Below are 22,813 nucleotides of genomic sequence, written 5' to 3'. Positions count from 1 at the left end.
TAGTGAATCCTGGTTTTCGGCGGAAATCCAACGGTTCGCAGGTTTTGCCGCGCCGAAATCCGGATTTTTCGGCTCCGGGTAACGTCGCTGAATTCTCGGCGTCCAATAATGAACGGTATATCGTCAACACGTTCGAAAGGGTCGCCATGTCAAAAAGCAGCGAGCATCTGGATACGCTACGGGTCGGGAAGCGCGAGGTCGACTATTACCGGATCGCCGACCTGCCGGGCATCGAGCGTCTGCCATATTCCCTGAAGGTGCTGGCCGAGAACCTGCTGCGGCGCATCGACGGCGTCAATGTCACCGAGGCCCAGCTGCGCGACCTGCTCGCCTGGGACCCGCAGGCGCAGCCCAGCCACGAGATCGCGTTCGGCCCCTCGCGTGTGCTGATGCAGGACTTCACCGGCGTGCCCTGCATCGTCGACCTCGCCACCATGCGCGACGCCGTGGCGGAGCTGGGCGGCGACCCCGAGGTCATCAACCCGCAGGTCGAGGCCGACATGGTCATCGACCACTCCGTGCAGATCGACCATTACGCCGTCGCCGACGCGGTGACGCGCAACATGGACCGCGAATACGAGCGCAACGCCGAGCGCTACCGCTTCCTGCGCTGGGGCCAGCAGGCGTTCGAGAACTTCCGCGTGGTGCCGCCGGGCACCGGCATCATCCACCAGGTCAACATCGAGCGCCTCGCCAAGGTCGTCATGACCGGGCCGGGGGAGCGCGGGCGCGACCTGGCCTACCTCGACTCCTGCGTCGGCACCGACTCCCACACCACCATGGTCGGCGGCCTGGGCGTGCTCGGCTGGGGCGTCGGCGGCATCGAGGCCGAGGCGGCCATGCTCGGCCAGCCCATCTCCATGCTCGTGCCTCGCGTGGTCGGCTTCAAGCTCACCGGCTCCATCCCCGAGGGCGTCACCGCCACCGACGTGGTCCTGACCATCACCCAGATGCTGCGCGAGCACGGCGTGGTCGGCAAATTCGTGGAATTCTACGGCGACGGCGTCGCCTCCGTGCCACTGGCCAACCGCGCCACCATCGGCAACATGAGCCCCGAGTTCGGTTCGACCTGCGGCATCTTCCCGATCGACCAGGTCACGCTCGACTACCTGCGCCTCACCGGCCGCAGCGACGGGCAGGTCGCGCTGGTCGAGGCCTACGCCAAGGCCAACCGACTCTGGGGCGACACCAGCGACCCCGATTACGTCGAGCCGCAGTATTCCGAATACATGGAACTCGACCTCGGCACGGTCGTCCCCTCCATCGCCGGTCCCAAGCGTCCGCAGGACCGCATCCGCCTCGACGAGGCCAAGAAGACGTTCGAGGAAACGCTGCCGGATTACGAGACGGCGAAGACCTGCCAGAACCCGGTTGCGGTTCACACCGACTTCCGTGGCGACTTCGAGATTAAGAACGGCGACGTCGCCATCGCATCGATCACCAGCTGCACCAACACCTCCAACCCCTCGGTGATGATCGCCGCCGGATTGCTCGCCCGAGCTGCTCGGGCCCACGGCCTCAAGCCCAAGCCGTGGGTCAAGACCTCGCTGGCCCCGGGTTCGCAGGTCGTGGCCGACTATCTCAAGAAAGCCGGTTTGCAGGAGGACCTGGATGCATTGGGTTACGAGCTCGTCGGCTTCGGCTGCACCACCTGCATCGGCAACTCCGGCCCGCTGCTGCCCGAGATTTCCAAGGCGGTCAACGACAACGACCTGACGATGACCTCGGTGCTCTCCGGCAACCGCAACTTCGAAGGCCGCATCAGCCCCGACGTCAAGATGAACTACCTGGCCTCGCCGCCCCTGGTCATCGCCTACGCCATCGCCGGCACGCTCGACTTCGACTTCGAGGCGCAACCGCTCGGCCGCGACGCCGAAACCGGCCGCGAGATCTTCCTGCGCGACATCTGGCCGACCAACGAGGAGGTCACCAAGGTCGTCTCGGCGTCCGTCAGCCGCGAGATGTTCGTGCGTGACTACGCCGACGTCTTCGAAGGCGACGAACGCTGGAAATCGCTCGACGTGCCGGCAGGCGAGCGGTTCGCATGGGACCCGGACTCCACATATGTGCGCCGCCAGGTCTTCTTCGACGGCATGGGCGCCAAGCCACGGCCGGTCGAAGACGTGCGCGGCGCCCGCGTGCTGGCCCTGCTCGGCGATTCGGTGACCACCGACCACATCTCGCCGGCCGGCGCGTTCCCCGCCTCGAGCCCCGCCGGCAAATACCTGGTCGCGCACGGCATCGACCCCAAGGACTTCAACTCCTACGGGTCGCGGCGCGGCAACCACGAGGTCATGGTGCGTGGCACCTTCGGCAACATCCGCCTGCGCAACCTTCTGCTCGCCTCGATGGGCGAGGAGGTGCGCCCCGGCGGGTTCACGTTTGATTTCGTGAGTGGCAAGCCCGCCACGATCTTCGACGCCTCGCTCGACTACCGCAAGGCCGGCACCCCGCTGGTCGTGCTGGCGGGCGGCGAATACGGCACCGGCTCCTCGCGCGACTGGGCCGCCAAGGGCACGCTGATGCTCGGCGTCAGGGTCGTCATCGCCCGCAGCTTCGAGCGCATCCACCGCTCCAACCTCATCGGCATGGGCGTGCTGCCCCTGCAGTTCCCCGCCGGCGAGTCGGCGGCGTCGCTGGGCCTGGACGGCACGGAGACCTACGACTTCACGGGCATGGACGCGCTCAACGACGGAGCGATCCCCAAGACCATCCGCGTCACCGCCGCCAAGCCGGGCCGGCGGCCCGTCGAGTTCGACGCCACGGTGCGCATCGACACACCCGGCGAGGCCGACTACTACCGAAACGGCGGCATCCTGCAGTATGTGCTGCGCGGGCTGATGGGCGAGTGAACGCAAAACGGGCGATGGATTTCGAGGAATGGCGGAAACAGCCAATCCCGAGCATCCATCGCCCGTTTGCGAAATGGGCCGTCTAAAGATCGGCCCTCTCCACGATGCGGCTCAGCAGCACGCGGTTGGCGTCGAGCTTGGCGCAGGCCGAGGAGAGCTCCGCCTTCACCGTGCGCTCGGAAATCATCATGGCCTCGGCGATTTCCGCGTTCGACAGCCCATCGGCGGCCAGTTGCGCCGCCTGGCGCTCGCGTTCCCCGAGCTTGGCGAGCTGCCTTCTCGCCTCGTCGCGGCGCGAGCGGAATCGGTCCCTCTCCATGTCCCTCATCAATTGCCGCTGGCTGTCGGCGTTGAACTGGGGGTCGCCCATGCACACGGCCCTGATGTGCTTGACGATGTCCTCGGCCGGGTCAGTTTTCGCCACGAATCCCTCGGCCCCGGCCTCGATCGCCCGCTGCACCGTTGTGGAGGGGCTCAGGGCAGTGAGGATCAGCACATGCGGCCTCGGTTCGAGGGCGAGCATGCGCCGGGTCGCCTCGATGCCGTTCATGCCGGGCATGTCGATGTCCATTAGCACCACATCCGGATGCTCACGGGTGGCATGGTCCAAGGCCTGGGCGCCGTCGTTCGCCGTCGACAGCACTTGTATCGCGCCATTCGAGGACTCGGTGAGGAGTATCGACATGGTCTGGCAGATCAGCGGATCGTCGTCGATGACGCTGACGGTGATGGGGCTTGCCTGGCCGTGCCCCGCGGCGTTTTCCTCGCGCATACCATCATCTTACAAAACACCGGTCGATGGCGTGCGATCCGCCGGATTATTGGGCGATCCAGGGCAGCGAGACGTCGAGGTGGAAGAGTCCACGCTCGTCGACGCCGTACCGGCAATTCCCGCCGGCCGCATGGGCCCGCCGTTCCAATCCCGGCAGCCCGGCTCCTCCACGCGGCTCCCGGGCCGGCGCATCCGTGCCCGCCGGCACCACCGGATTGCTCAGATGGACATGGACGCCGGTCTCGGGGCGTGCGGTGACCTCGAGGCTGACCGGCGCGCCCGCCGCATGCTTGCGCGCGTTGGTCAGGCCCTCCTGGATCGCGCGGTAGGCCACCTTGCCGATGCTGTCGTTCAGGTCGCTCAGCTGCTGGATGTCGATCCATGTCGACAGCTTCGCGCCGGCATCGGTGGACGAGGCCAGCAGCTCCTGCAGGGAGGCCCGGCTCAGCGACGTGTCGTCGCCCGCCGCCAGCGCCTCGACGGCGGCCTGCGGGTCACGCAGCATGTCGATGACCGTATGCGCCTCGTCGACCGCCTGCGCGGCCTGGCTTCTGATCCGTTGTGATTCCTTGTTGGCGCTGTCCGCCAGCTGCCGCAGCGTTCCGGCGTCGAGCCCGTCGCCGTCGTTCGTCGTGCGGGCCAGATCGGCCAGCTTGCGCGTCTGGATCGTCAGCGCGTTCGCGTTCATCGCCACCAGCGACAGGGTGTGGGCCAGGGTGTCGTGGGCCTCGACGGCGATGGCGTCGGAAAGTTGCTGGCGGCTCAGGTCCGTGCGCAGGGAATCGGCATGGGTCTGCGCCGCGTCGGCCTTGAGCGCCGTCGTCCTCAGCTGCGCCCGCGAACGGATGTGCAGGCCGATCAGGGCAGCGACGAGCACGCTGAGCAGCGCGGCGCCCACCGCGGTGGCGCGTATCGTGGCCATGCCTGAGGTGAGGACGATGGGGTCGCGGCTGGTGTCGGCGCGGGGTTTGGCGAACCACAGGGCCCACACCGAGTCGTTCAGCGGCTGGAAGGTGTCGCGCAGCTGGGCCGTCACCGCTACGGCCGTGGCCAGAAGCACCGCCGTCAGCGAGTGTTTCCTTCCTGCCCGCCTCGCCAGCAGCGAGCTCAGCGCCATCGTCGAGAGTATCGAATCGAAGGGGAAGGCCAGCACCAGCAGACAGGAGAGGGCGAAGACGTATTCGGGGTATGCCGACCTCGCGAGGAAGACGAGGCCCACGACGAGCGCCAGGAGCAGTGAGAGCAGGCCCCAGAGCAATCCCGCTCCGCCATGGCTGACGGCATCCTGCATGATGAATATGGTCTCGATCGCGCACATCAGGCCGGCGACGACGACCATGGCGACGGTGCACGGCCGCCGGGTGTCGACGTCGACGATCTCGGCGTCGTCCAATGAGATGCCGCACAGGAGCAGCAGATGTCGCAGGCTGGCTATGAAAGAGGTCATGACGTCATTCTATGGGATGCGCGTCCGGCCCGCCATTGGACCAACGGGCCGCAAAAGCCGGCGGCGTTGCCCTTTCGGGTGGGCAGATTGTCCCGTTGGTCCAATGGCGGGGCACGTCGCGATGGGAAACAATGGGGTATACGACGCGTTGCCGGAAGCCCGTTTCGCTCCCGCGGCGCGCCGGCAACAAGACCAAGACGGAAGAGGATATCGTGTCGGATTCACCACAGCCGTTCAACGGCGATCAGCATATTGGAAACAGCGGAAACAACGGCCCCAACGAGCCATATCGTGACCCGTCTCGTACCGAGCAGGGCACAGCCGGTCAGGGCCAGGGCGTCGGCGCAGGCCAGCCCACGGCCGCGGGGCCGTCCGCGCCTGCGTACGCCGGGCAGGATCCGTTCCCCACGATCGCGAATCCGGCTCCCGCCTCGCGCCGCCCCGCCTCTGGTGGCAGGAGGGCACGTCCCGAGCATCTGTCGGCCTGCGGGGTGACGGCGCTGGTGCTGGGCATCGTCGGCACCGTGCTGAGCTTTATCCCCATCGTCAACAACGTCGCCGCGATCCTCGGCATCATCGGCTTGGTGTTTGGCGTCATCGGCCTGGTCGGAGTGTTCAGGGGCAAGAAGCGCGGCAAGGGCATCACCATCGCCGGTGCGGTGCTGAGCGTGCTCGCCATCGTCATCACGCTGGGCCTGCAGTCGAGTCTCAGCAAGGCGATCGACAAGGCCGATCCCACCTACCACACCACCACCTCACAGCAGGCCAAGGGCAAGTCGCATGCCAAGACGCAGGACACCGAAGGCGACCTGCAGAGCGGCCACGTCAAGATTGTCTCGGTGGCGCGCAGCGACAACGACTACAACAACGCGCCCACGGTGCTGGTCACCTACCAATGGACCAACAAGACCGACAGGAACCAGTCGTTCGGCGTGGTGATGCACGCCCAGGCGTTCCAGAACGGGCAGGAGCTCGACACCGCCGTCTACAACACCTATCCGCAGGGACCGCAGGGCTATGACGAGAATTCGGCGCTCGCCCAGGTGCAGCCCAGCGCGCAGGGGACCGCCACGGTCGGCTACGTGCTGGTCGATGATTCGCCGGTCACCATCGAGGTCGGCGACATGTTCTCGGTGACGGACAAGGCCAAGGTCACGCACGTCTATAACCTGTGATCGCAAAACGGGCGATGGTTGCGAGGAATGGCGGAAAATGCCAATCCTTGAAACCATCGCCCGTTTTTTCCAAACGGAACGGCTCACCGGTCGTTGTCGCCGAAGAGCTGCAGCAGGTAGAGGAACATGTTGACGAAGTCCAGGTAGAGGTTCAGCGCGCAGACGATCGAGATGCGGTTGAGCGTCGCCGCGTCGCCGGAACGCTCGGCCATGTCGAACATGGCGCGCGTCTGCTGGGCGTCGTACATCGTCAGGCCCGCGAAGACGACCAGGCCGATCGCGGCGGTGACCATGAGCGTGGTCTGCGAGGGGGCGAGGAACATCATGATGACCTCGCCGACCATCAGCACCAGCAGCGCCACCATCAGGATCGGGCCGGCCTTGAGCATGTCCTTCTTGGTGGTCAGCGAGAGCATCGTGAGCACGAAGAAGAACGCGACGCACAGGCCCAGCGCCACACCGATGGACGGCAGGCTGTAGACCTCGAAGATGGAGGCGAGCGTGAAGCCCGTCAGGGCCGCGTAGATGTAGAACATCGCCCGCGCGGTGCCCACGCTGATCCGTTCGATGCGCCAGCTCAGGGCCACGGCGATGACCACCTGCACCACGGCCAGGCCGATCCAGCCCAGCGCGCCCGTGGCCATCAGGAAGCCGTCGAGGGCGCCGGTCATCTGCGTGAACACGGCCACCACGGCCGTCAGCAGCAGGCCCAGCGTCATCTCGCCGTAGGCCTTGGTGGTGGAGGAGCGCCGCGCGCGCTCGAAGGAATAGGCGGCCTGCCCGTTCATCGTCATGGCCGGCGAGCCGTTGCCGCCTCCCGCATAGCCCTGGGGATACTGCGGCTGCGCGTAGGGCTGGCCGTAGACCGGTCCCTGCTGGCCGCCCATATAGGGATTGTATTGGGGCTGGTTGCTCTGTCCGTAGCCCTGGCCGTAGGGCTGGTTGCCGTAGTTCTGGTTATAGGGCTGCCCGTAAGGTGCCTGCTGTCCGTAAGGCTCCTGCGCGCCGCCGTTACCCTGGGGCCTGTTTCCGAAAGCCATGCCCGCTCCTTCTGTCGATGACCTTGCCTGTCTCATTATGCACAGAGTCTATCGGCGGCCGCTGGCAATTGGCTGAGTGTGAACAGCGAGGATGGTGGGAACGGCCGGCTTCCGGCCGGGCGTTCCCCGACCCGGCCGGAAGCCGAGGGGAGGGAGCGCCGGATGGCACCGGGACAGACTTATTGCTTGGGGTCGAAGGCCTGCGAGGTCGGGGCCTCCTCCTGCTGCGGGGCGCCGTTGATGTCGCGGTGGATGTTCTGCATCTGCGTCTCGATGTTCTGCAGGCTGCGCGCGCAGTCGAGCAGCGTCTGGGAGTGCTCGCTGAACTTGGCGTCGGGCAGGTCGGACTTGTAGCGTAGCGCGTGCTCCAGGCTCGCCCAGTAATCCATGGCGATGGTGCGGAACTGGACCTCGACCGGGGTGTAGTGCTCGCCGGTGGAGAGGAAGACCGGCACCGCGTAGATCACGTGCAGGCTGCGGTAGCCGTTGGGCTTGGGGTTCTTGATGTAGTCCTTGACGCGCAGCACCTGGATGTCGGACTGGCTGGAAAGGTAGTTGGCCACCGAATAGACGTCGTCGCGGTAGTTGCAGATCACGCGGATGCCGGCCACATCGAAGAGGTTGTCGCGTATCGCCTCGGTCGAGAGCGGCAGCTTGCGGCGTTGCAGCTTGCCGAGGATGGAATTGACGGATTTGAGGCGACGTTCCATATGGTGGATCGGGTCGTGCGAGAAGTGGACGTGGAACTCGCTGTCGAGCACCTCCAGCTTCGTGCTGATCTCGTACATCGCGCCTTCGTAGACCTGCATCATGTCGATGAATTCGTCGATCTGCTCGCGGGGGAAGAGGGTTCCGACCCCGGCGCCGTTGCCGTTCTTCGTCGCTTTCTCGAGCCTCGCCTGGATCTCCGAGGTATTGATGCGTTCATGTCGATCGAGTATCACAATTCCCATCATAGCCTGTGGGCTGCCGCCCGGCTGGGAATCTTCTGGACATCGGCGGGGAATGCGGGCATATGCTGCGGCGGAAACGTGGTGTGGAGGCCGTCTCCTACAATCGCTGCTTATGGACAGCACAGGACGAGGCACGCAAGGCGACGGGGGCGCGGGGCGCAGGGTCGTCTCCATCATCGGCCCCACCGCCTCGGGCAAGACGGGACTGGGCATCGCGCTCGCCCGCGCGCTCGCAGGCCGGGGCGAGAAGGCCGAGATCGTCAACGCCGACGCCTACCAGATGTACCGCGGCATGGACGTGGGCACCGCCAAGGCCAGCGCCGCCGAGCGCGCCGCCGTGCCGCACCACCTCATCGACATCATCGGCCCGGACGAGACGATGAGCGTGGCCCGGTTCCAGGGCCTGGCGAGGGGCAAGGTCGCCGAGCTGGAGGCGAGGGGGGTGCGCCCGATCCTGGTCGGCGGTTCCGGGCTCTACGCCCGCGCCGCCATCGACGACATCAGCTTTCCCGGCACGGACCCGCAGGTGCGCGCCCGGCTCGAACGGCGCGAGAAAGACGAGGGGCCGGGAGCGCTGTTCGACGAACTGAAGGCGAAGGACCCCGAGGCCGCCGAGCGCATGGACCCGCACAACCCGCGCCGCACCATCCGCGCGCTCGAGGTCATCGAGGTGACCGGCCGCCCCTATTCCGCCAGCCTGCCGCGCTACCGCTACGTCATCCCCTCCGTGCAGATCGGGCTCGACCTGCCGCGCGAGGCGCTCGACCGGCGCATCGACATCCGCACCCGGCAGATGCGCGAGCAGGGGTTCGTCGACGAGGTGCGCCGGCTGCGCGGATCGCTGAGCGTGACCGCCGCCCGCGCCCTGGGCTACCAGCAGATCGGCCGTTTCCTCGACGGGGAGATCGGCGAGGACGAGGCGTTCGCCGACATCGCGCAGAAGACCAAGCGCCTGGCCCGCAAGCAGATGGGCTGGTTCGGCCGCGACCCGCGCATCCACTGGCTCGACGCCCTTGACGGCGATCTGACGGCCAAGGCGCTCGCGGTGGTGGAGCGTGCCGACGCGGGGGAGTACGACGGGGCCGACGCGGACGCCGACCGGCGCCACGTCACGCACCATCTGGGCGACATCGCCGCATAGGTCATCGGTCCAAGGCGTTGGCGGCTGGTTCGGCGCAGGCGAAACGATCGAAAACTCCGTTGTCGCGATAGGCTTTGCGCGCGCTCAGTGGGCGGGGCCCTGGTCCCAGCCGGCGATCAGGAAGACGCGGGTCAGGTTGGCCGGCCGCGCGATCGCGTCGAAGAGCCGGAGGAAGCCGCCGGTGTCGGCGTCGAGCGTCATGGCCTTGGCCCGCAGGTAGTCGTCGCGCCGGACCGGGCCCCAGTCGAGGTCCCAGCCGTTGGTGTGTGCGAAGCGGGAGACGAAGATGCGCAGCACCATGTCGTTGCCGTAGTCGAAGGGACGCAGCGTGGTCAGCTCGTCGGCCAGACGCGCCAGCGCACGAATGAAAGTGGTCCTGTTGGCGGTGATGCCGCGCCGCCGCTCGGCGAGAGAGGCGACGATATTGGCCGCGCCCGTCTCGATCAGCGTCGCCGGGAAATACGGCGTTTCCGGCCGGTCGTGGCGCCGCAGCTCGCCCGCGCCGGGCCTGGCGCCCACGAATATCCTGCGGTGGATCGACCTGAGCTCGCCGAGGCCGCCGTCCTCGAGCCAGCCCATTTCCACCGCGCGGACCGAGCGCGCGAAGACGCGGTCGGCCAGCAGCGTGGACCGGTCGGCGGCAGCGTTGGTGGCGTTGGCGGTGCCCGCGTTGGCAGTGCCTGAGGTCGCGGTACTTGCGCCCCGGTCCTGCCCGGCATGTTGCGAAGCGCCGGATTCCGCGGCCTCCAGGAGCCGTTCGACGCCGTGATCGCCGCGCTGGTAGTGGTTCGTCGCCGCGACCATGGGCCGGCCCGGGCGCAATTGGGAAAGCTCGCAGTTCTTGTAGGTGAATGCCACGGCACTCGCGCGTTCTGCAGGGGTCATACCGCCATCTTAGGTCCCCGGCCCCTCGGCCGCGCCGGTTGTGCCGGAGTCAGGCGCCGCGAGCCGTTGCCCCCGTTGGCCGCAAGGGCGGGGCATGACGTAGAATCGCACATGTTATGGTACGTAGAGCGAAATCGAGCGGCACATCCAAAAAGACCCGTGGCGGCAAGGCCAAAGGGTCCTCCCGGCGAGCCGGCAAGGCGGACGACACCACCAAGGTGATGCCGGCGGACGGCCCGTTCTGGCGCCGGTACCCCAAGCAGTGCCGCATCGCCGGCTTCTTCGTGCTGCTCATCCTCGCCATCATGTTCTGCGCCTCCGAATGGTTCCGCGTCGACGGGTTCCTCGGCCGCTGGCTGCACATGCTGGCCGCGGGCGTGCTCGGCGTGATGAGCGTGGTGCTCCCGGTCTTCCTGGTCGTCTCGGCGGTCGGCCTGCTGCTCGACCCGGAGAAGCACAAGGGCAGCCTGCGTGTGGTCATCGGCTGCGCGCTGCTGCTCTTCTCCATCTGCTCGATCGTCGACGCCATCGTCGCCGCGCCCTCGCACCGCTTCAACATGACGGTGCTGCGCCGGGCCGGCGGCATCCTCGGCTTCGTGCTCGGCTCTCCGTTGGCATGGGGGCTCTCCCGCATCTTCGCCGTGCTCATCTTCGTGGTGGTGGCGGCGTTCGCGCTCGTGCTCATCGCCAGGCTCGACATCTCCCAGTTCGCCGAGCGGATGCATGACTCGTGGCGGCGGCGTCGCGACGGCAAGTCCGGTGACGGTGACGGCGACGAGTTCGACGACGATCAGGAGCGGTTCCCGAACGAGGTCCGTGTCGGTGAGGGAACGTTGGAACTCGCCGAGGGCGTGCCCACGCACGACGGTGACGACGACGGTGCGGCCGATGACGCCTCCCGCCCGCGCAGGCATGGCATAGGCGCGTTCTTCTCCCGGATCTTCGGCCATGGCGCCGACGACGACGGCGTGGCGAAGCTCGAGCGGTATGCCGGCGACGAGGCCTTCGACAGGGCGGCCGACCTCAACGGCCAGACCGACGAGACGCCCATCGTAGACCCGGTCACCGGCGAGATCACCAACGCCTCCGCCTCCGGCCCGGCTACCGCGCCCATGCCGTCCGCGTCGATGCCGGCCGTCGCCTCCACCCAACCCGTCTCGCATGCCGGTGGCAGCGATGACAGCGAAACGTCCCAACCCGATCCGTGGTCGGCCATCGACGAGGATGGCAGCGTCTCGCCGGCGCTGGTCAAGGGCGTGCCCGGGGGAGCGGCCAACCTCGGCCCCTCCGTGGCCAACAGCTTCTACGATCCCAGCGGGGCCGCGGGCGGCGATGCGAAGGCCACGCCATCCGGCGGCGCGGACGACGCTCCGACCGAACCGGAGGCTCCCTACCAGCTGCCCAGCCTCGACATCCTGGTCCACGGCAAGCCGCACGCCACCCGCACCAAGGCCAACGACAACGTCATCCGCGCCCTGGGTGCCACCTTCCAGCAGTTCCACGTCGACGCCAAGGTCGTCGGCTTCCTGCGTGGCCCGTCGGTGACCCAGTACGAGGTCGAGCTCGGCCCCGGCGTCAAGGTCGAGAAGGTCACCAACCTGCGACGCAACATCGCCTACGCCGTGGCCTCCACCGACGTGCGCATCCTCTCGCCGATCCCCGGCAAGTCCGCCATCGGCATCGAGATCCCCAACGTCGACCGCGAGATCGTGCACCTGGGCGACGTGCTGCGCAGCGACAAGGCCAGGAACGACCCCAACCCGATGCTCGCCGGCGTCGGCAAGGACGTCGAGGGCCATTTCGTCACCGCCGACCTCACCAAGATGCCGCACCTCTTGGTCGCCGGCGCCACCGGATCCGGCAAGTCCAGCTTCATCAACTCCATGCTCACCTCGATCATCATGCGCGCCACCCCCGAGGAAGTCCGCCTGATCATGGTCGACCCCAAGCGCGTGGAGCTCTCCGCCTATGCCGGCATCCCACACCTGCTGACGCCGATCATCACCGACCCCAAGAAGGCCGCGCAGGCGCTGGAATGGGTCGTCAAGGAGATGGACGCCCGTTACGACGACCTGCAGTTCTTCGGCTTCCGCCATATCAAGGACTTCAACAAGGCCGTGCGCGCGGGCAAGGTCCACGCCCCGCTCGGCTCGAAGCGCAAGGTCGCTCCCTACCCCTACATCGTCGTGGTCGTCGACGAGATGGCCGACCTGATGATGCTGGCCAAGAACGACGTCGAAAGCTCCATCCAGCGCATCACCCAGCTGGCGCGAGCCGCGGGCGTGCACCTGGTGCTGGCCACCCAGCGCCCCTCGGTCGACGTGATCACCGGCCTGATCAAGGCCAACATCCCCTCGCGCCTGGCCTTCGCCACCTCCTCGGCCACCGACTCGCGCGTCATCCTCGACGCCACGGGCGCCGAGTCGCTGATCGGCCAGGGCGACGCCCTCTTCCTGCCGATGGGCTCGGCCAAGCCGATCCGCGTGCAGGGCTCCTGGGTCGGCGAGTCCGAGATCCGCCAGGCCGTCGAGTTCGTGCGCACCCAGCGCAAGCCGCACTACCGCGAGGACATCGAGCAGATGGCCCAGCAGGCCGAGGAGCGCGAGGCCCATCCTGACGAAGAGATCGGCGACGACATGGACACGCTGCTGGAGGCGGCCAAGCTGGTGGTCACCACGCAGTTCGGCTCCACCTCGATGCTGCAGCGCAAGCTGCGCATCGGTTTCGCCAAGGCCGGCCGTATGATGGACCTCCTGGAGTCGCGCGGCGTGGTCGGCCCCTCCGAGGGCTCCAAGGCGCGCGAGGTGCTGGTCCAGCCGCAGGACCTGCCCCAGGTCCTCGACTTCATTCAGGGCAAGACCTCCTCGATCGGGTCTAGCGCCGCCGCTGTCGCAGGCGGTTCCGCGGGTGTGGCGGACGCGGCCTGAGCGCGATCTTCCGTCCGACGGCTTCTCCGGTGTCTTGGATGGAGACGGACTGTCCAAGCGGGCGCGCTGGGCGGCCGGGCTGTGTGTCGGTATCGCCGCTGCGCTAAGGTGAATCCTATGCAAGAACGAGATGAACATCAGTCGCTGCTCGATGGCTGGAACAGCCCGCCCAACCTGGTCACCTATACCCGTATCGTCCTGGTCCTGATCTTCCTCTGGGCCGACATCGCGGCCGGTCCGTGGGGCACCGGCAACCCGTGGCTGCGTTTCACCGCCGCGATCCTGTTCATCGTCGCCGCCTCGACCGACAAGCTCGACGGCTGGATGGCGCGCACCTACAACCAGGTCACCGAGCTGGGCAAGCTGATGGATCCCATCGCCGACAAGCTCCTGACCTGCTCGGCGCTCATCGTCGCCTCCGCCTTCGGCGAGGTCAGCTGGTGGATCACCGCCCTCTTCCTCATCCGAGAGGTCGGCATCACGGTCATGCGCTTCTTCGTCATCGACACCGGCGGCAAGGTCATCGCCGCCGCCAAAGCCGGCAAATACAAGACGCTCACCCAGTGCATCGGCCTGGGCATGCTGCTGATGCCGGTGTGGACGCTCTCGCCGGACCGCACGGTCCCCTCGGCGCTCTTTGGCCTCGGCGTGGGGGCGCCGCTGTGGTGGAGCGTCTACTATTGGGCCACCTACATCCTGATCTTCGTGGCGCTGCTGCTGTGCCTCTATTCCGGTTACATCTACCTGCGCAACGTCAGCCGCGCCCGCAAGGAAGCCTGATCCAAGCCACAGTCGCCACGGTGCCCGGGCAGCCCGGCCCGTGGCGTCCGACCGGCCGTCGTCGTGCATGTGCGCGTCGGCGGCCGTTGGCTTTTCGGGGTAAGCTCGGGTTGACGGCCGCCGTGCGCGGCGTCGACGGATCGGTAAGGAGCGGGCCATGGATGCCAATGAGGACGCCAACGAGGCGGTGGAAGCGATGGGGGTCATCGACGAGGGCGACATCGCCGGCATCGAGCGGGAGTGCGACGCCATGGCCGCGCGCGTGCTCGAATGGTGCCGCGGCAACGAGATGAGGGTCGCCTCGGCCGAATCGCTCACCGGCGGCCTGCTCGCCGACGCCTTCGTCCGCATCCCCGGCGCCTCCGATGTCTTCCTGGGCTCCGCGGTCACCTACGACATCGCCGCCAAGGCCTCGCTGCTGGGCGTCGACGCCGGCTTGCTCAAGCGCGAGGGCGCGGTCCATCCCGAGGTGGCGTGTCAGATGGCGCAATCGACCGCCGATCTCTACGACCAGCCGGAATATCATGGCCGTGTCATCGGCCTGTCGACCACGGGCGTGGCCGGTCCCGGCCCCGACGGCGACAAGCCCGCGGGCCTGGTCTACATAGGCGTGCGCATCCCGCCGTGCGTAAGGGGAGGGGCGGCGCGTGCCAAGGCGTTCGAGCTGCGTCTTTCCGGCTCCAGGGAACGCATCCGCCGGCTGACGGTACTCAATGTTCTGTACGCTGTGACGCGTCTCACAGTCATGAATAAGGAATAATTTACGCTCAGGGCTGTTAGGCATAGTGAATCACGTAAGTAGCGTAATTGCAGAAAGAGGGTGGCGTAATGGAGACAATGACTCGTACACAGGAGCGGATGAGGATGAACACGGTTTCGATGGATTCGCAGCGCCCGGATGACGCGCGCAACAAGGATCTGACCCCGGCCCAGAAGCGTGCGGTCGCGTTCGCGCAGCAGCAGGTGTTGAAGGCCCGGGCGGCGAAGAAGGCCAAGGACGAGCGCCAGGCCGCCCTCAACCGGATGTGGCAGGAAGAGGACAACGAGCGTTCCAAGCCGCGCATGATGTCGCGCCGGCACGAGGAGAGCGCCGACGGCCGCGACATCTCGCTGCGCGAGGCGATCGGCCATGTGCTGCGCGACCTGCGCACCCGCGACCACAAGACCCTGCGCGAGGTCAGCGAGAAGGCCGGGGTCTCGCTCGGCTACCTTTCCGAGGTCGAGCGCGGGCAGAAGGAGGCGAGCTCCGAGCTGCTGGCGTCCATCGCCGAATCGCTGGGACTGAGCACCTCGCAGATGCTGCGCCTGGTGGCCGACTACCTCGATTCCTCCGAGGTCTGAGCGCCGCCGGCAAACCGCGGTTTGCTTTTCGATTGGCCCTTCGTCGTGATGGCGGAGGGCCTTTTGCGTTGCGGCGCGGGCGGTTTCGGTTTTCGTGTTTGCCCGGTATGCTGGGGACGTGCGTGAACGTGAATTCTGGCAATTGCTCGACGAGGTCCTCGGCCATGCCTACGGCCGCTCGATCGCCCAGGACCAGGTGCTGACCAAGCTCGACGGCATGACGGTCGTCCAGGCGCTCGCGGCCGGCGTGGAGCCGCGCGTCGTCTGGAACGTATTGTGCGACCAGCTCCAGGTTCCCGACGGGAAACGCTGGGGCAAGGACCACAACGCGCCGCCGATGCCGGCCCGTTAGACGGGGTCGCCGGGGGTTTCGGCAGGCTGGCGCGGGCCGGTTCGCCGGGCGCGCGGAAAGTTATCCACAATCTGATTCGATTCCGCGGATATATTCGAACAAATGTTCGCATATGGATATATACTGTTGGGAAGAAAGCATGAGGCAACGTTGGTGTCTTGTGGTCTGTTGGTTCGAAAAGCCCGGAAAATCACGGCGTGTCGAAATGCCAACCGTTCGACCACATAACCCCGTTTGGCTTGTGTGGCCGTAATCCGCCCCCGTAGGGTGGGAAGCGCAAGGCAAACGAACGCTCAAGGAGAACGAATGGCACAGAAGAACACATCGAAAGACGGCAAGGTCAAGAACCTCAAGATCGGCGAGGCCAAGGGCCAGGAGATCGACCCGCGTAGGCAGGCCGCGCTCGACACCGCGCTCAAGCAGGTCGAGAAGAGCTTCGGCAAGGGGTCGGCCATGCGGCTGGGCGACAAGCCCGTGCAGAACGTCGAGGTCATCCCCACCGGCTCGCTCGCCCTCGACATGGCGCTGGGCATCGGCGGGCTGCCGCGCGGCAGGATCGTGGAGATCTACGGTCCGGAGTCCTCCGGCAAGACCACGCTGGCGCTGCATGCGGTGGCCAACGCGCAGAAGGGCGGCGGTGTGGCGGCCTACATCGACGCCGAGCACGCGCTCGACCCGGTCTACGCCAAGAAGCTCGGGGTCGACACCGATTCCCTGATCATCTCCCAGCCCGACAACGGCGAGCAGGCGCTCGAGATCGCCGACATGCTGGTGCGCAGCGGCGCGCTCGACATCGTGGTCATCGACTCGGTGGCCGCCCTGGTGCCCAAGGCCGAGATCGAGGGCGAGATGGGCGACAGCCACGTCGGCCTGCAGGCCAGGCTCATGAGCCAGGCGCTGCGCAAGATGGCCGGCGCGCTGGCCCAGTCCGGCACCACGGCCATCTTCATCAACCAGCTGCGCGAGAAGATCGGCGTGTTCTTCGGCAGTCCGGAGACCACCACCGGCGGCAAGGCGCTTAAGTTCTACGCCTCGGTGCGCCTCGACATCAGGCGCATCCAGACCCTCAAGAACGGCGACGAGGCGGTGGGCAACCGCACCAAGGTCAAGGTCGTCAAGAACAAGATGGCCCCGCCCTTCAAGTTTGCCGAGTTCGACATCCTCTACGGCGAGGGCATCTCCAAGGAGGGCTCCGTGCTCGACATGGCCATCCAGTGCGACGTCGTCAAGAAGTCCGGCTCCTGGTTCACCTACGAGGGCGACCAGCTGGGGCAGGGACGCGAGAACGTGCGCCAGTTCCTCAAGGACAACCCGGCGCTCACCGACGAGATCGAGCACAAGGTCAAGGTGAAGTACGGCATCATCCCCGACGACTCCGCCGACGGCGACGGGGAAGGCACCGAGGGCGGGTCCGACGCTTCCGCCGAGGCCTCGGCGAATGATGACGCCAAGGCCGGCGCAAGCGAAGCCTGACCGTGATCAGCGTCGAGGATTTCCTGGGCCGCCATCCCGTCCCCCAGGGCGAGGATGACGGCCCTGCGCGACCCGGTGGACGCGCCGCGCGCCAATCTGGCGGCGATGACGCCGTGCGCCGGTCGTCGGATGCCATGGCCAGAGAACCTGATTCGCTCGGTTCGGAAGGCCGGGGGAGAGCCGGTTCGGCGGGACAGTCATGGACGCAGGTCTCCGACAGGCAAGAGGACGATGGCTCGTATGGCTGGGAATCGCCATCCCGTGGCGGCAACGGCTCGCGGGTGCGGAGGCCGTCATCGTATGGCGGCAATGGTTCGCACGGTCGGACGCCGTCATCGCTGAGCGAAGACAAGGAATCGCGGGAGCATGCGCGCAAGCGCAGACGCAGCGCGTCGCCCACCCATGCGGTCGCGATCACCAGCGCCTACACCAGCGGTTTCGGCGGCAGTCTGGACGATGACGAACAGCCAGTCAGACGCGGGAAATACCGCCGTGGATCATGGGGGCGCGGGAAGTCGCGCAAGCGGTACCGCACCGGCGCTCCGGTGAGGCGTGTCCCCGATGACCCCGCGGACGTCGAGGCGTGCCGCGAGGCCGCGCTGACGTTGCTCGACGCCGCCGCCCGTTCCTCCGGCGCGCTGGTCAAGCGGCTTGTGACCAAGGGCTACGACCCGGTCGTCTCCCAACAGGTGGTCGACCGTCTGGTCGAGATCCATCTGATCGACGACGAGGATTACGCGCGCTCGGTCATCCGCGCCTGCTCGTCGAGGATGCTCGGCGCCCGTGGTTCCCTGATGGAGCTGAGGCGCAAGGGCGTCGAGGACCATCTGGCCTCGCAGGTGGTGGCCGAGGCCCGCGAGCAGGGCGTCTTCGAGGACAGCGTATGGCAGCTCGGCCGCAGGATGGCCGCCAAGACCGAGGGGTTGGACCGGCAGGTGCGCCGTCGCCGGTTCTGGTCCGCCGGAGGCCGCAAGGGCCACGATCCCGAGGCGCTGCGCCGTGTGGCCCATGAGCTCTTCGACGGTGGGAACGCCGACTGAGCCATCTGAGGGGCGGGACTTGGCCGAGGTGATGGCGGTCGGCTCAAAGCGGCGGGCGGCCGTGCCCGCGTGCGCATCGCTGCCTGTGAAGTGTGGTGAGACCCCTTATACCCCGGGTTCTGTCGTGCTGTTGCGCACGGATGACCATCCATCTCGACCTGACGTCGCCGCCAGGCTCTAGCGGCCTACCCGAAGGCGGGGCGGGCAGCCCCTGCCGGATGTGGCATCCGACGTGCCTTCTGCTTGGCCTTGCTCCCGATGAGGCTTGCCATGCGGCCTGCTGTTGCCAGAGGCCCGGTGGTCTCTTACACCGCCGTTTCACCCTTACCCGGCCGAAGCCGGGCGGTCTGTTCTCTGCTGCGCTTGCTCTCAGGTCGCCCTGGGCGGATGTTGTCCGCCATCGTGCCCTGTGGAGCCCGGAAGTTCCTCAGCTGCGCCGAACGCAGCCGCGGTCATCAAGAGGTCTCAAGATTTCAATTGTAGCAAACCACTGCGCACCTGCGGCCCCAAGCAAGCGAATGGCGTATTATCCGGCCAGGTTCCGCCCCGCCCGCAGCGTGTCGTCTAGACTGGAAGCACCGATGGCATCGAGGCCATCGGCACGTAAGCGGCCTTCGGGTCGCTGATTGACCAGGAGGTCCACATGGATATCATCGTCACCGGGCGTCATATGCAGGTAAGCCAGAAGTTCCGCGATGTCGTCGAAACCAAAATGAATCGTGTGACCGGCATCGCGCCCCGCGCGCAGCGCGCGGAGATCGTGGTGAGCCGTGAGGGCAATCCCAGGCAGGCCGACACCGCCAAGCGCGTCGAGATCACGGTCATCGACGGGGCGACGGTGGTGCGCGCCGAGGCGTCGAGCTCCGACGAGTTCAGCGCCCTCGATATCGCGCTCGACAAGCTGACGCTGCGCCTGCGCCGCGCCAAGGACCGCAAGATGACCCGTCGCCGCCGCGACTCGCGCAAGATCGTCGACAAGGGGGTCCTGCCGTTGGACGAGCCGGTCAAGCCGGAGCCTCCGCAGATGCAGGATGCCGAGCCGGGGGAGCCGAAGCCGCCGGCCCCCGTCACCGACAGCCCGCAGGAGGCCGTCTCCTCCGACCTCGGCCCCGGCCAGTCCGTGGAGGTGCAGGTGGGCGACACCCCGATCGTCATCCGCCGCAAGCTGCACATCGCCGAACCGATGTCGATCGACGAGGCGCTCTACGAGATGGAGCTCATCGGCCACGACTTCTTCCTCTTCGTCAACAAGGAGACCAACCGTCCCTCAGTCGTCTACCGCCGCCACGGCTGGAGCTACGGCGTCTTCGAGATCGACACCGCCGAGCACGTCAAGGCCGCCGGCGCCGCTCCCAAGGATGCGATGTGAAGGTGAATGTCCGAATGGATAACGCGATGAGCCGATAAGGAATGGGACGGGAGATTTGATTCCGCGTCAAGGAGGTCTCTTCCGTCCCGCCGTTCCAGGAGGCACCGGGCCCGCCGGCCAACCAACAGGCCGGCGGGCCCTTTCATGCCGTCATGGCCCGATGGCACGCATGCGCACTGGTAAGCGACGGAAGAGCAAGCGAAAGAACGGCGAGCCGCGCGCCCGGGAGCGAAAGCGCTGGAACGAAGCCGAAAATCTGTGCCGTCGCGTAGAATGTGGAATAGTCTGTGCCGAGTGCAATTACTCGGTCTTGCTCGTTTATGGGAAACGAACTAGGGAGCGAAATTGGTAGATATCGTCGACAAGGCCCTGCGTATGGGCGAAGGCCATCAGCTCAAGAAGCTCGAGAACGTGGCCAAAGCGACCAATGCGCACGAGGATGAGATCGCGGCGCTGAGCGACGAGGAGCTCGCCGGCCAGACGGCGAAATTCAAGGAGCGTCTCGACAACGGCGAGGACCTCGACAAGCTGATGCCGGAGGCGTTCGCCACGGTGCGCGAGGTCTCCAAGCGCACGCTGGGCCAGCGCCACTTCGACGTGCAGCTGATGGGCGGCGCGGCCCTGCACTGGGGCAACATCGCCGAGATGAAGACCGGCGAAGGCAAGACCCTGGTCGCCACGCTTCCCTCCTACCTCAACGCCCTGAGCGGCGAGGGCGTGCACGTCGTGACCGTCAACGACTACCTCGCCAGCTACCAGAGCGAGCTGATGGGCCGTATCTTCCGCTTCCTGAAGATGGATGTCGGCTGCATCATCACCGACCAGAAGCCCGCCGAGCGCCGCAAGCAGTACCAGGCCGACATCACCTACGGCACCAACAACGAGTTCGGCTTCGACTACCTGCGCGACAACATGGCCTGGGACAAGGGCGAGCTGGTGCAGCGCGGCCACCACTACGCCATCGTCGACGAGGTCGACTCCATCCTCATCGACGAGGCCCGTACGCCTCTGATCATCTCCGGGCCGGCCGAGGGCGGCGTGACCCGCTGGTACCGCCAGTTCGCCAAGCTCGTCACCAAGCTCACCCGCGACGAGGACTACGAGGTCGACGAGAAGAAGAAGGTCGTCGGCATCCTCGACCCGGGCATCACCAAGGTGGAGGACTTCCTGGGCATCGACAACCTCTACGAGCCCAGCAACACCGCGCTGATCGGCTACCTCAACAACGCCATCAAGGCCAAGGAGCTCTTCCTGCGCGACAAGGACTACGTCGTCACCGGCGGCGAGGTGCTCATCGTCGACGAGCACACCGGCCGCGTGCTGCCCGGCCGCCGCTACAACGAGGGCCTGCACCAGGCCATCGAGGCCAAGGAGGGCGTGGAGGTCAAGGCCGAGAACCAGACCTTCGCCACCATCACCCTGCAGAACTACTTCCGCATGTACGACAAGCTCGCTGGCATGACCGGCACCGCCGAGACCGAGGCCGCCGAGTTCATGAACACCTACAAGCTGGGCGTGCTGCCGATCCCGACCAACAAGCCGATGATCCGCATCGACAACGACGACCTGATCTACCGCACCAAGAAGGAGAAGCTCACCGCCATCATCAAGGATGTGGCGAAGCGCTACCGCAAGGGTCAGCCGGTGCTGCTGGGCACCGCCTCCGTCGAGTCCTCCGAGGTCGTCTCCTCGCTGCTCGACGTGGCCAAGATTCCCCACCAGGTCCTCAACGCCAAGCACCACGAGAAGGAGGCGGCGGTCGTCGCCGTCGCCGGACGCAAGGGCGCGGTCACCGTGGCCACCAACATGGCCGGCCGAGGCACCGACATCATGCTCGGCGGCAACGTCGAGTTCCTCGCCGACCAGAAGCTCAAGGGCGAGGGCTATTCCGCCGACGACACCCCGGAGGAGTACGAGAAGCGCTGGCCCGGCACCCTGGCCGAGATGAAGGAGCAGGCCAAGGACGAGCACGAGGAGGTCACCAAGCTCGGCGGCCTCTACGTGCTGGGCACCGAGCGCCACGAGTCCCGCCGCATCGACAACCAGCTGCGCGGCCGTTCCGGCCGACAGGGCGATCCGGGCGAGTCCCGCTTCTACCTGAGCCTGCAGGACGACCTGATGCGCCTCTTCAACACCCAGCTGGTGGCCCGCGTGATGTCGAAGGGCCTGCCGGAGGGCGAGCCCATCGAGTCCAAGAGCGTCTCCAAGGGCGTGCGCGCCGCGCAGAAGTCCGTGGAGTCGCGCAACTTCGAGATGCGTAAGAACGTCCTGAAATACGACGACGTGATGAACAAGCAGCGCAAGGTCATCTACGCGGAGCGCCAGGCCGTGCTGCGCGGCGTCGACATCCACAAGGACGTCCTGCGCTTCATCTCCGAGACGATCGGCAGCTACATCAAGGGCGCCAACAACGGCAGCGACAAGCCCGGCGACTGGGACTTCAAGGGGCTTTTCGAGGCGCTCAAGAGCGTCTACCCGGTGGGCGTCGAGCAGGAGGACGCCAAGAAGGCCACCGAGGGGCTCAAGGGCGACAAGGCCGCCAAGGCCCTGCAGGACCTGCTCTACGACGACGCCAAGGAGCAGTACGAGGGCTTCAAGGACCAGATCGGCGAGGACGGCCTCGGCCAGCTCGAGCGCCGCGTGGTGCTCGCCGTGCTCGACCGCAAGTGGCGCGAGCACCTCTACGAGATGGACTATCTCAAGGACGGCATCGGCCTGCGTGGCATGGGCCAGCGCGACCCGCTGGTCGAGTACCAGCGCGAGGGCTACCAGATGTACAACAAGATGATCGACGCCATCAAGGAGGAGAGCGTGCAGCTGCTCTTCCACGTCGACATCGAGCAGGTCGCCAAGAGCGAGGACGCCGAGACCCAGGACGAGGAGACGAGCGAGACGGACCAGGCCGTCGACGAGGCGGTCGAGGCCGTTGACGGCGCGACCGACGAGGCCGAGGAACCGTCGGCCACCGTCACCTCCGCGCCCGCCGATCCGGATGCCGCCGACGAGGATGCCGACGAGGAGCAGGCCGCCGGCGAGGAATCCGGCAGGAAGGGCGAGGCCGCCGGCATCGTCGGCCCCGCGCCGCTGAGCCACGCCGACGCCAAGATCGCGCCGAACAAGCGCCCGAAGTCCGACGAGCTCAAGAGCCCGTGGGCCGACGGCCGGACCTTCCCCGGCACCTCGCGCAACGCGCCGTGCCCCTGCGGTTCCGGACGCAAGTACAAGATGTGCCACGGGCAGAACGAGAAGAAGTAGCCCCGCAGGCG

17 protein-coding genes and 1 other RNA gene are annotated in these 22,813 nt (G+C 66.8%); 12 read left to right on the top strand and 6 right to left on the bottom strand.

Annotated elements, in window-relative coordinates:
- The first annotated feature begins 146 nt into the window (after nucleotides 1–146).
- Nucleotides 147–2,852 carry an aconitate hydratase AcnA gene (gene acnA / locus PT282_RS05390; RefSeq protein WP_277168516.1) on the top strand — a complete coding sequence of 902 codons (2,706 nt, stop codon included), beginning with the start codon at nucleotides 147–149 and terminating at the stop codon, nucleotides 2,850–2,852.
- An 82-nt stretch (nucleotides 2,853–2,934) separates the two neighbouring features.
- Here the strand turns inward: acnA and PT282_RS05385 are convergent, their stop codons facing one another.
- Entirely contained in the window at nucleotides 2,935–3,624 is a 690-nt protein-coding gene (locus tag PT282_RS05385) for a response regulator transcription factor (RefSeq protein ID WP_277168515.1), read from the bottom strand.
- Between the two features lie 46 nt (nucleotides 3,625–3,670).
- Nucleotides 3,671–5,071 carry a sensor histidine kinase gene (locus PT282_RS05380; protein ID WP_277168514.1) on the bottom strand — a complete coding sequence of 467 codons (1,401 nt, stop codon included), beginning with the start codon at nucleotides 5,069–5,071 and terminating at the stop codon, nucleotides 3,671–3,673.
- A gap of 212 nt (nucleotides 5,072–5,283) precedes the next feature.
- Here PT282_RS05380 and PT282_RS05375 point away from each other — a divergent pair, with 212 nt between their 5' ends.
- Nucleotides 5,284–6,246 (top strand): DUF5067 domain-containing protein, encoded by a 963-nt coding sequence (locus PT282_RS05375; protein ID WP_277168513.1) that lies wholly within the window; start codon nucleotides 5,284–5,286, stop codon nucleotides 6,244–6,246.
- 83 nt (nucleotides 6,247–6,329) lie between these two features.
- Here PT282_RS05375 and PT282_RS05370 read toward each other — a convergent pair whose 3' ends face one another.
- Nucleotides 6,330–7,286 (bottom strand): Bax inhibitor-1/YccA family protein, encoded by a 957-nt coding sequence (locus PT282_RS05370; protein ID WP_277168512.1) that lies wholly within the window; start codon nucleotides 7,284–7,286, stop codon nucleotides 6,330–6,332.
- Between the two features lie 179 nt (nucleotides 7,287–7,465).
- Nucleotides 7,466–8,230, bottom strand: a complete 765-nt coding sequence (locus tag PT282_RS05365; protein ID WP_374114143.1) for a GTP pyrophosphokinase family protein — start codon at nucleotides 8,228–8,230, stop codon at nucleotides 7,466–7,468.
- Nucleotides 8,231–8,351: 121 nt separating this feature from the next.
- On the opposite strand from PT282_RS05365, the gene miaA reads away from it, so the two are divergent.
- Nucleotides 8,352–9,380: a tRNA (adenosine(37)-N6)-dimethylallyltransferase MiaA gene (miaA, locus tag PT282_RS05360; protein WP_277168511.1), complete on the top strand. Its 1,029-nt coding sequence runs from the start codon at nucleotides 8,352–8,354 to the stop codon at nucleotides 9,378–9,380.
- Between the two features lie 84 nt (nucleotides 9,381–9,464).
- On the opposite strand, the gene PT282_RS05355 is transcribed toward miaA, so the two are convergent.
- Nucleotides 9,465–10,265 (bottom strand): Fic family protein, encoded by an 801-nt coding sequence (locus PT282_RS05355; protein WP_277168510.1) that lies wholly within the window; start codon nucleotides 10,263–10,265, stop codon nucleotides 9,465–9,467.
- Nucleotides 10,266–10,381: 116 nt separating this feature from the next.
- Here PT282_RS05355 and PT282_RS05350 point away from each other — a divergent pair, with 116 nt between their 5' ends.
- From PT282_RS05350 to PT282_RS07605, 7 genes are all read left to right on the top strand, one after another.
- A complete protein-coding gene (locus tag PT282_RS05350) occupies nucleotides 10,382–13,192 on the top strand; it encodes a DNA translocase FtsK (RefSeq protein ID WP_277168509.1) in 2,811 nt (936 codons plus the stop codon).
- Between the two features lie 117 nt (nucleotides 13,193–13,309).
- The gene (gene pgsA / locus PT282_RS05345; protein ID WP_277168508.1) at nucleotides 13,310–13,972 is read left to right on the top strand and encodes a CDP-diacylglycerol--glycerol-3-phosphate 3-phosphatidyltransferase; all 663 of its coding nucleotides are present in this window, start codon (nucleotides 13,310–13,312) and stop codon (nucleotides 13,970–13,972) included.
- Between the two features lie 196 nt (nucleotides 13,973–14,168).
- The gene (locus PT282_RS05340) at nucleotides 14,169–14,732 is read left to right on the top strand and encodes a nicotinamide-nucleotide amidohydrolase family protein (protein ID WP_280925254.1); all 564 of its coding nucleotides are present in this window, start codon (nucleotides 14,169–14,171) and stop codon (nucleotides 14,730–14,732) included.
- A gap of 68 nt (nucleotides 14,733–14,800) precedes the next feature.
- Nucleotides 14,801–15,313, top strand: coding sequence for a helix-turn-helix domain-containing protein (locus tag PT282_RS05335; protein ID WP_277168507.1), 513 nt, complete (start codon nucleotides 14,801–14,803; stop codon nucleotides 15,311–15,313).
- Between the two features lie 118 nt (nucleotides 15,314–15,431).
- A complete protein-coding gene (locus PT282_RS05330; protein WP_277168506.1) occupies nucleotides 15,432–15,665 on the top strand; it encodes a DUF3046 domain-containing protein in 234 nt (77 codons plus the stop codon).
- A 306-nt stretch (nucleotides 15,666–15,971) separates the two neighbouring features.
- The gene (gene recA, locus PT282_RS05325; protein WP_277168505.1) at nucleotides 15,972–17,138 is read left to right on the top strand and encodes a recombinase RecA; all 1,167 of its coding nucleotides are present in this window, start codon (nucleotides 15,972–15,974) and stop codon (nucleotides 17,136–17,138) included.
- A gap of 2 nt (nucleotides 17,139–17,140) precedes the next feature.
- Nucleotides 17,141–18,178: a regulatory protein RecX gene (locus PT282_RS07605; RefSeq protein WP_374114142.1), complete on the top strand. Its 1,038-nt coding sequence runs from the start codon at nucleotides 17,141–17,143 to the stop codon at nucleotides 18,176–18,178.
- Nucleotides 18,179–18,270: 92 nt separating this feature from the next.
- Here PT282_RS07605 and rnpB read toward each other — a convergent pair.
- Nucleotides 18,271–18,646: RNase P RNA component class A (gene rnpB / locus PT282_RS05315), an RNA gene on the bottom strand.
- A 175-nt stretch (nucleotides 18,647–18,821) separates the two neighbouring features.
- Between rnpB and hpf the strand changes: the two genes are divergently transcribed.
- Complete coding sequence (hpf, locus tag PT282_RS05310) at nucleotides 18,822–19,547, top strand: ribosome hibernation-promoting factor, HPF/YfiA family (RefSeq protein WP_277168504.1); 726 nt, start codon at nucleotides 18,822–18,824, stop codon at nucleotides 19,545–19,547.
- Between the two features lie 345 nt (nucleotides 19,548–19,892).
- Nucleotides 19,893–22,802 carry a preprotein translocase subunit SecA gene (gene secA / locus PT282_RS05305; RefSeq protein ID WP_277168503.1) on the top strand — a complete coding sequence of 970 codons (2,910 nt, stop codon included), beginning with the start codon at nucleotides 19,893–19,895 and terminating at the stop codon, nucleotides 22,800–22,802.
- Nucleotides 22,803–22,813: the final 11 nt, after the last annotated feature.

The sequence above is a fragment of the Bifidobacterium sp. ESL0763 genome, assembly GCF_029433395.1.
GTDB lineage: Bacteria > Actinomycetota > Actinomycetes > Actinomycetales > Bifidobacteriaceae > Bifidobacterium.
Note: the sequence above shows the minus strand (reverse complement) of the source record. Positions and strands in the feature narration are given on the sequence as shown.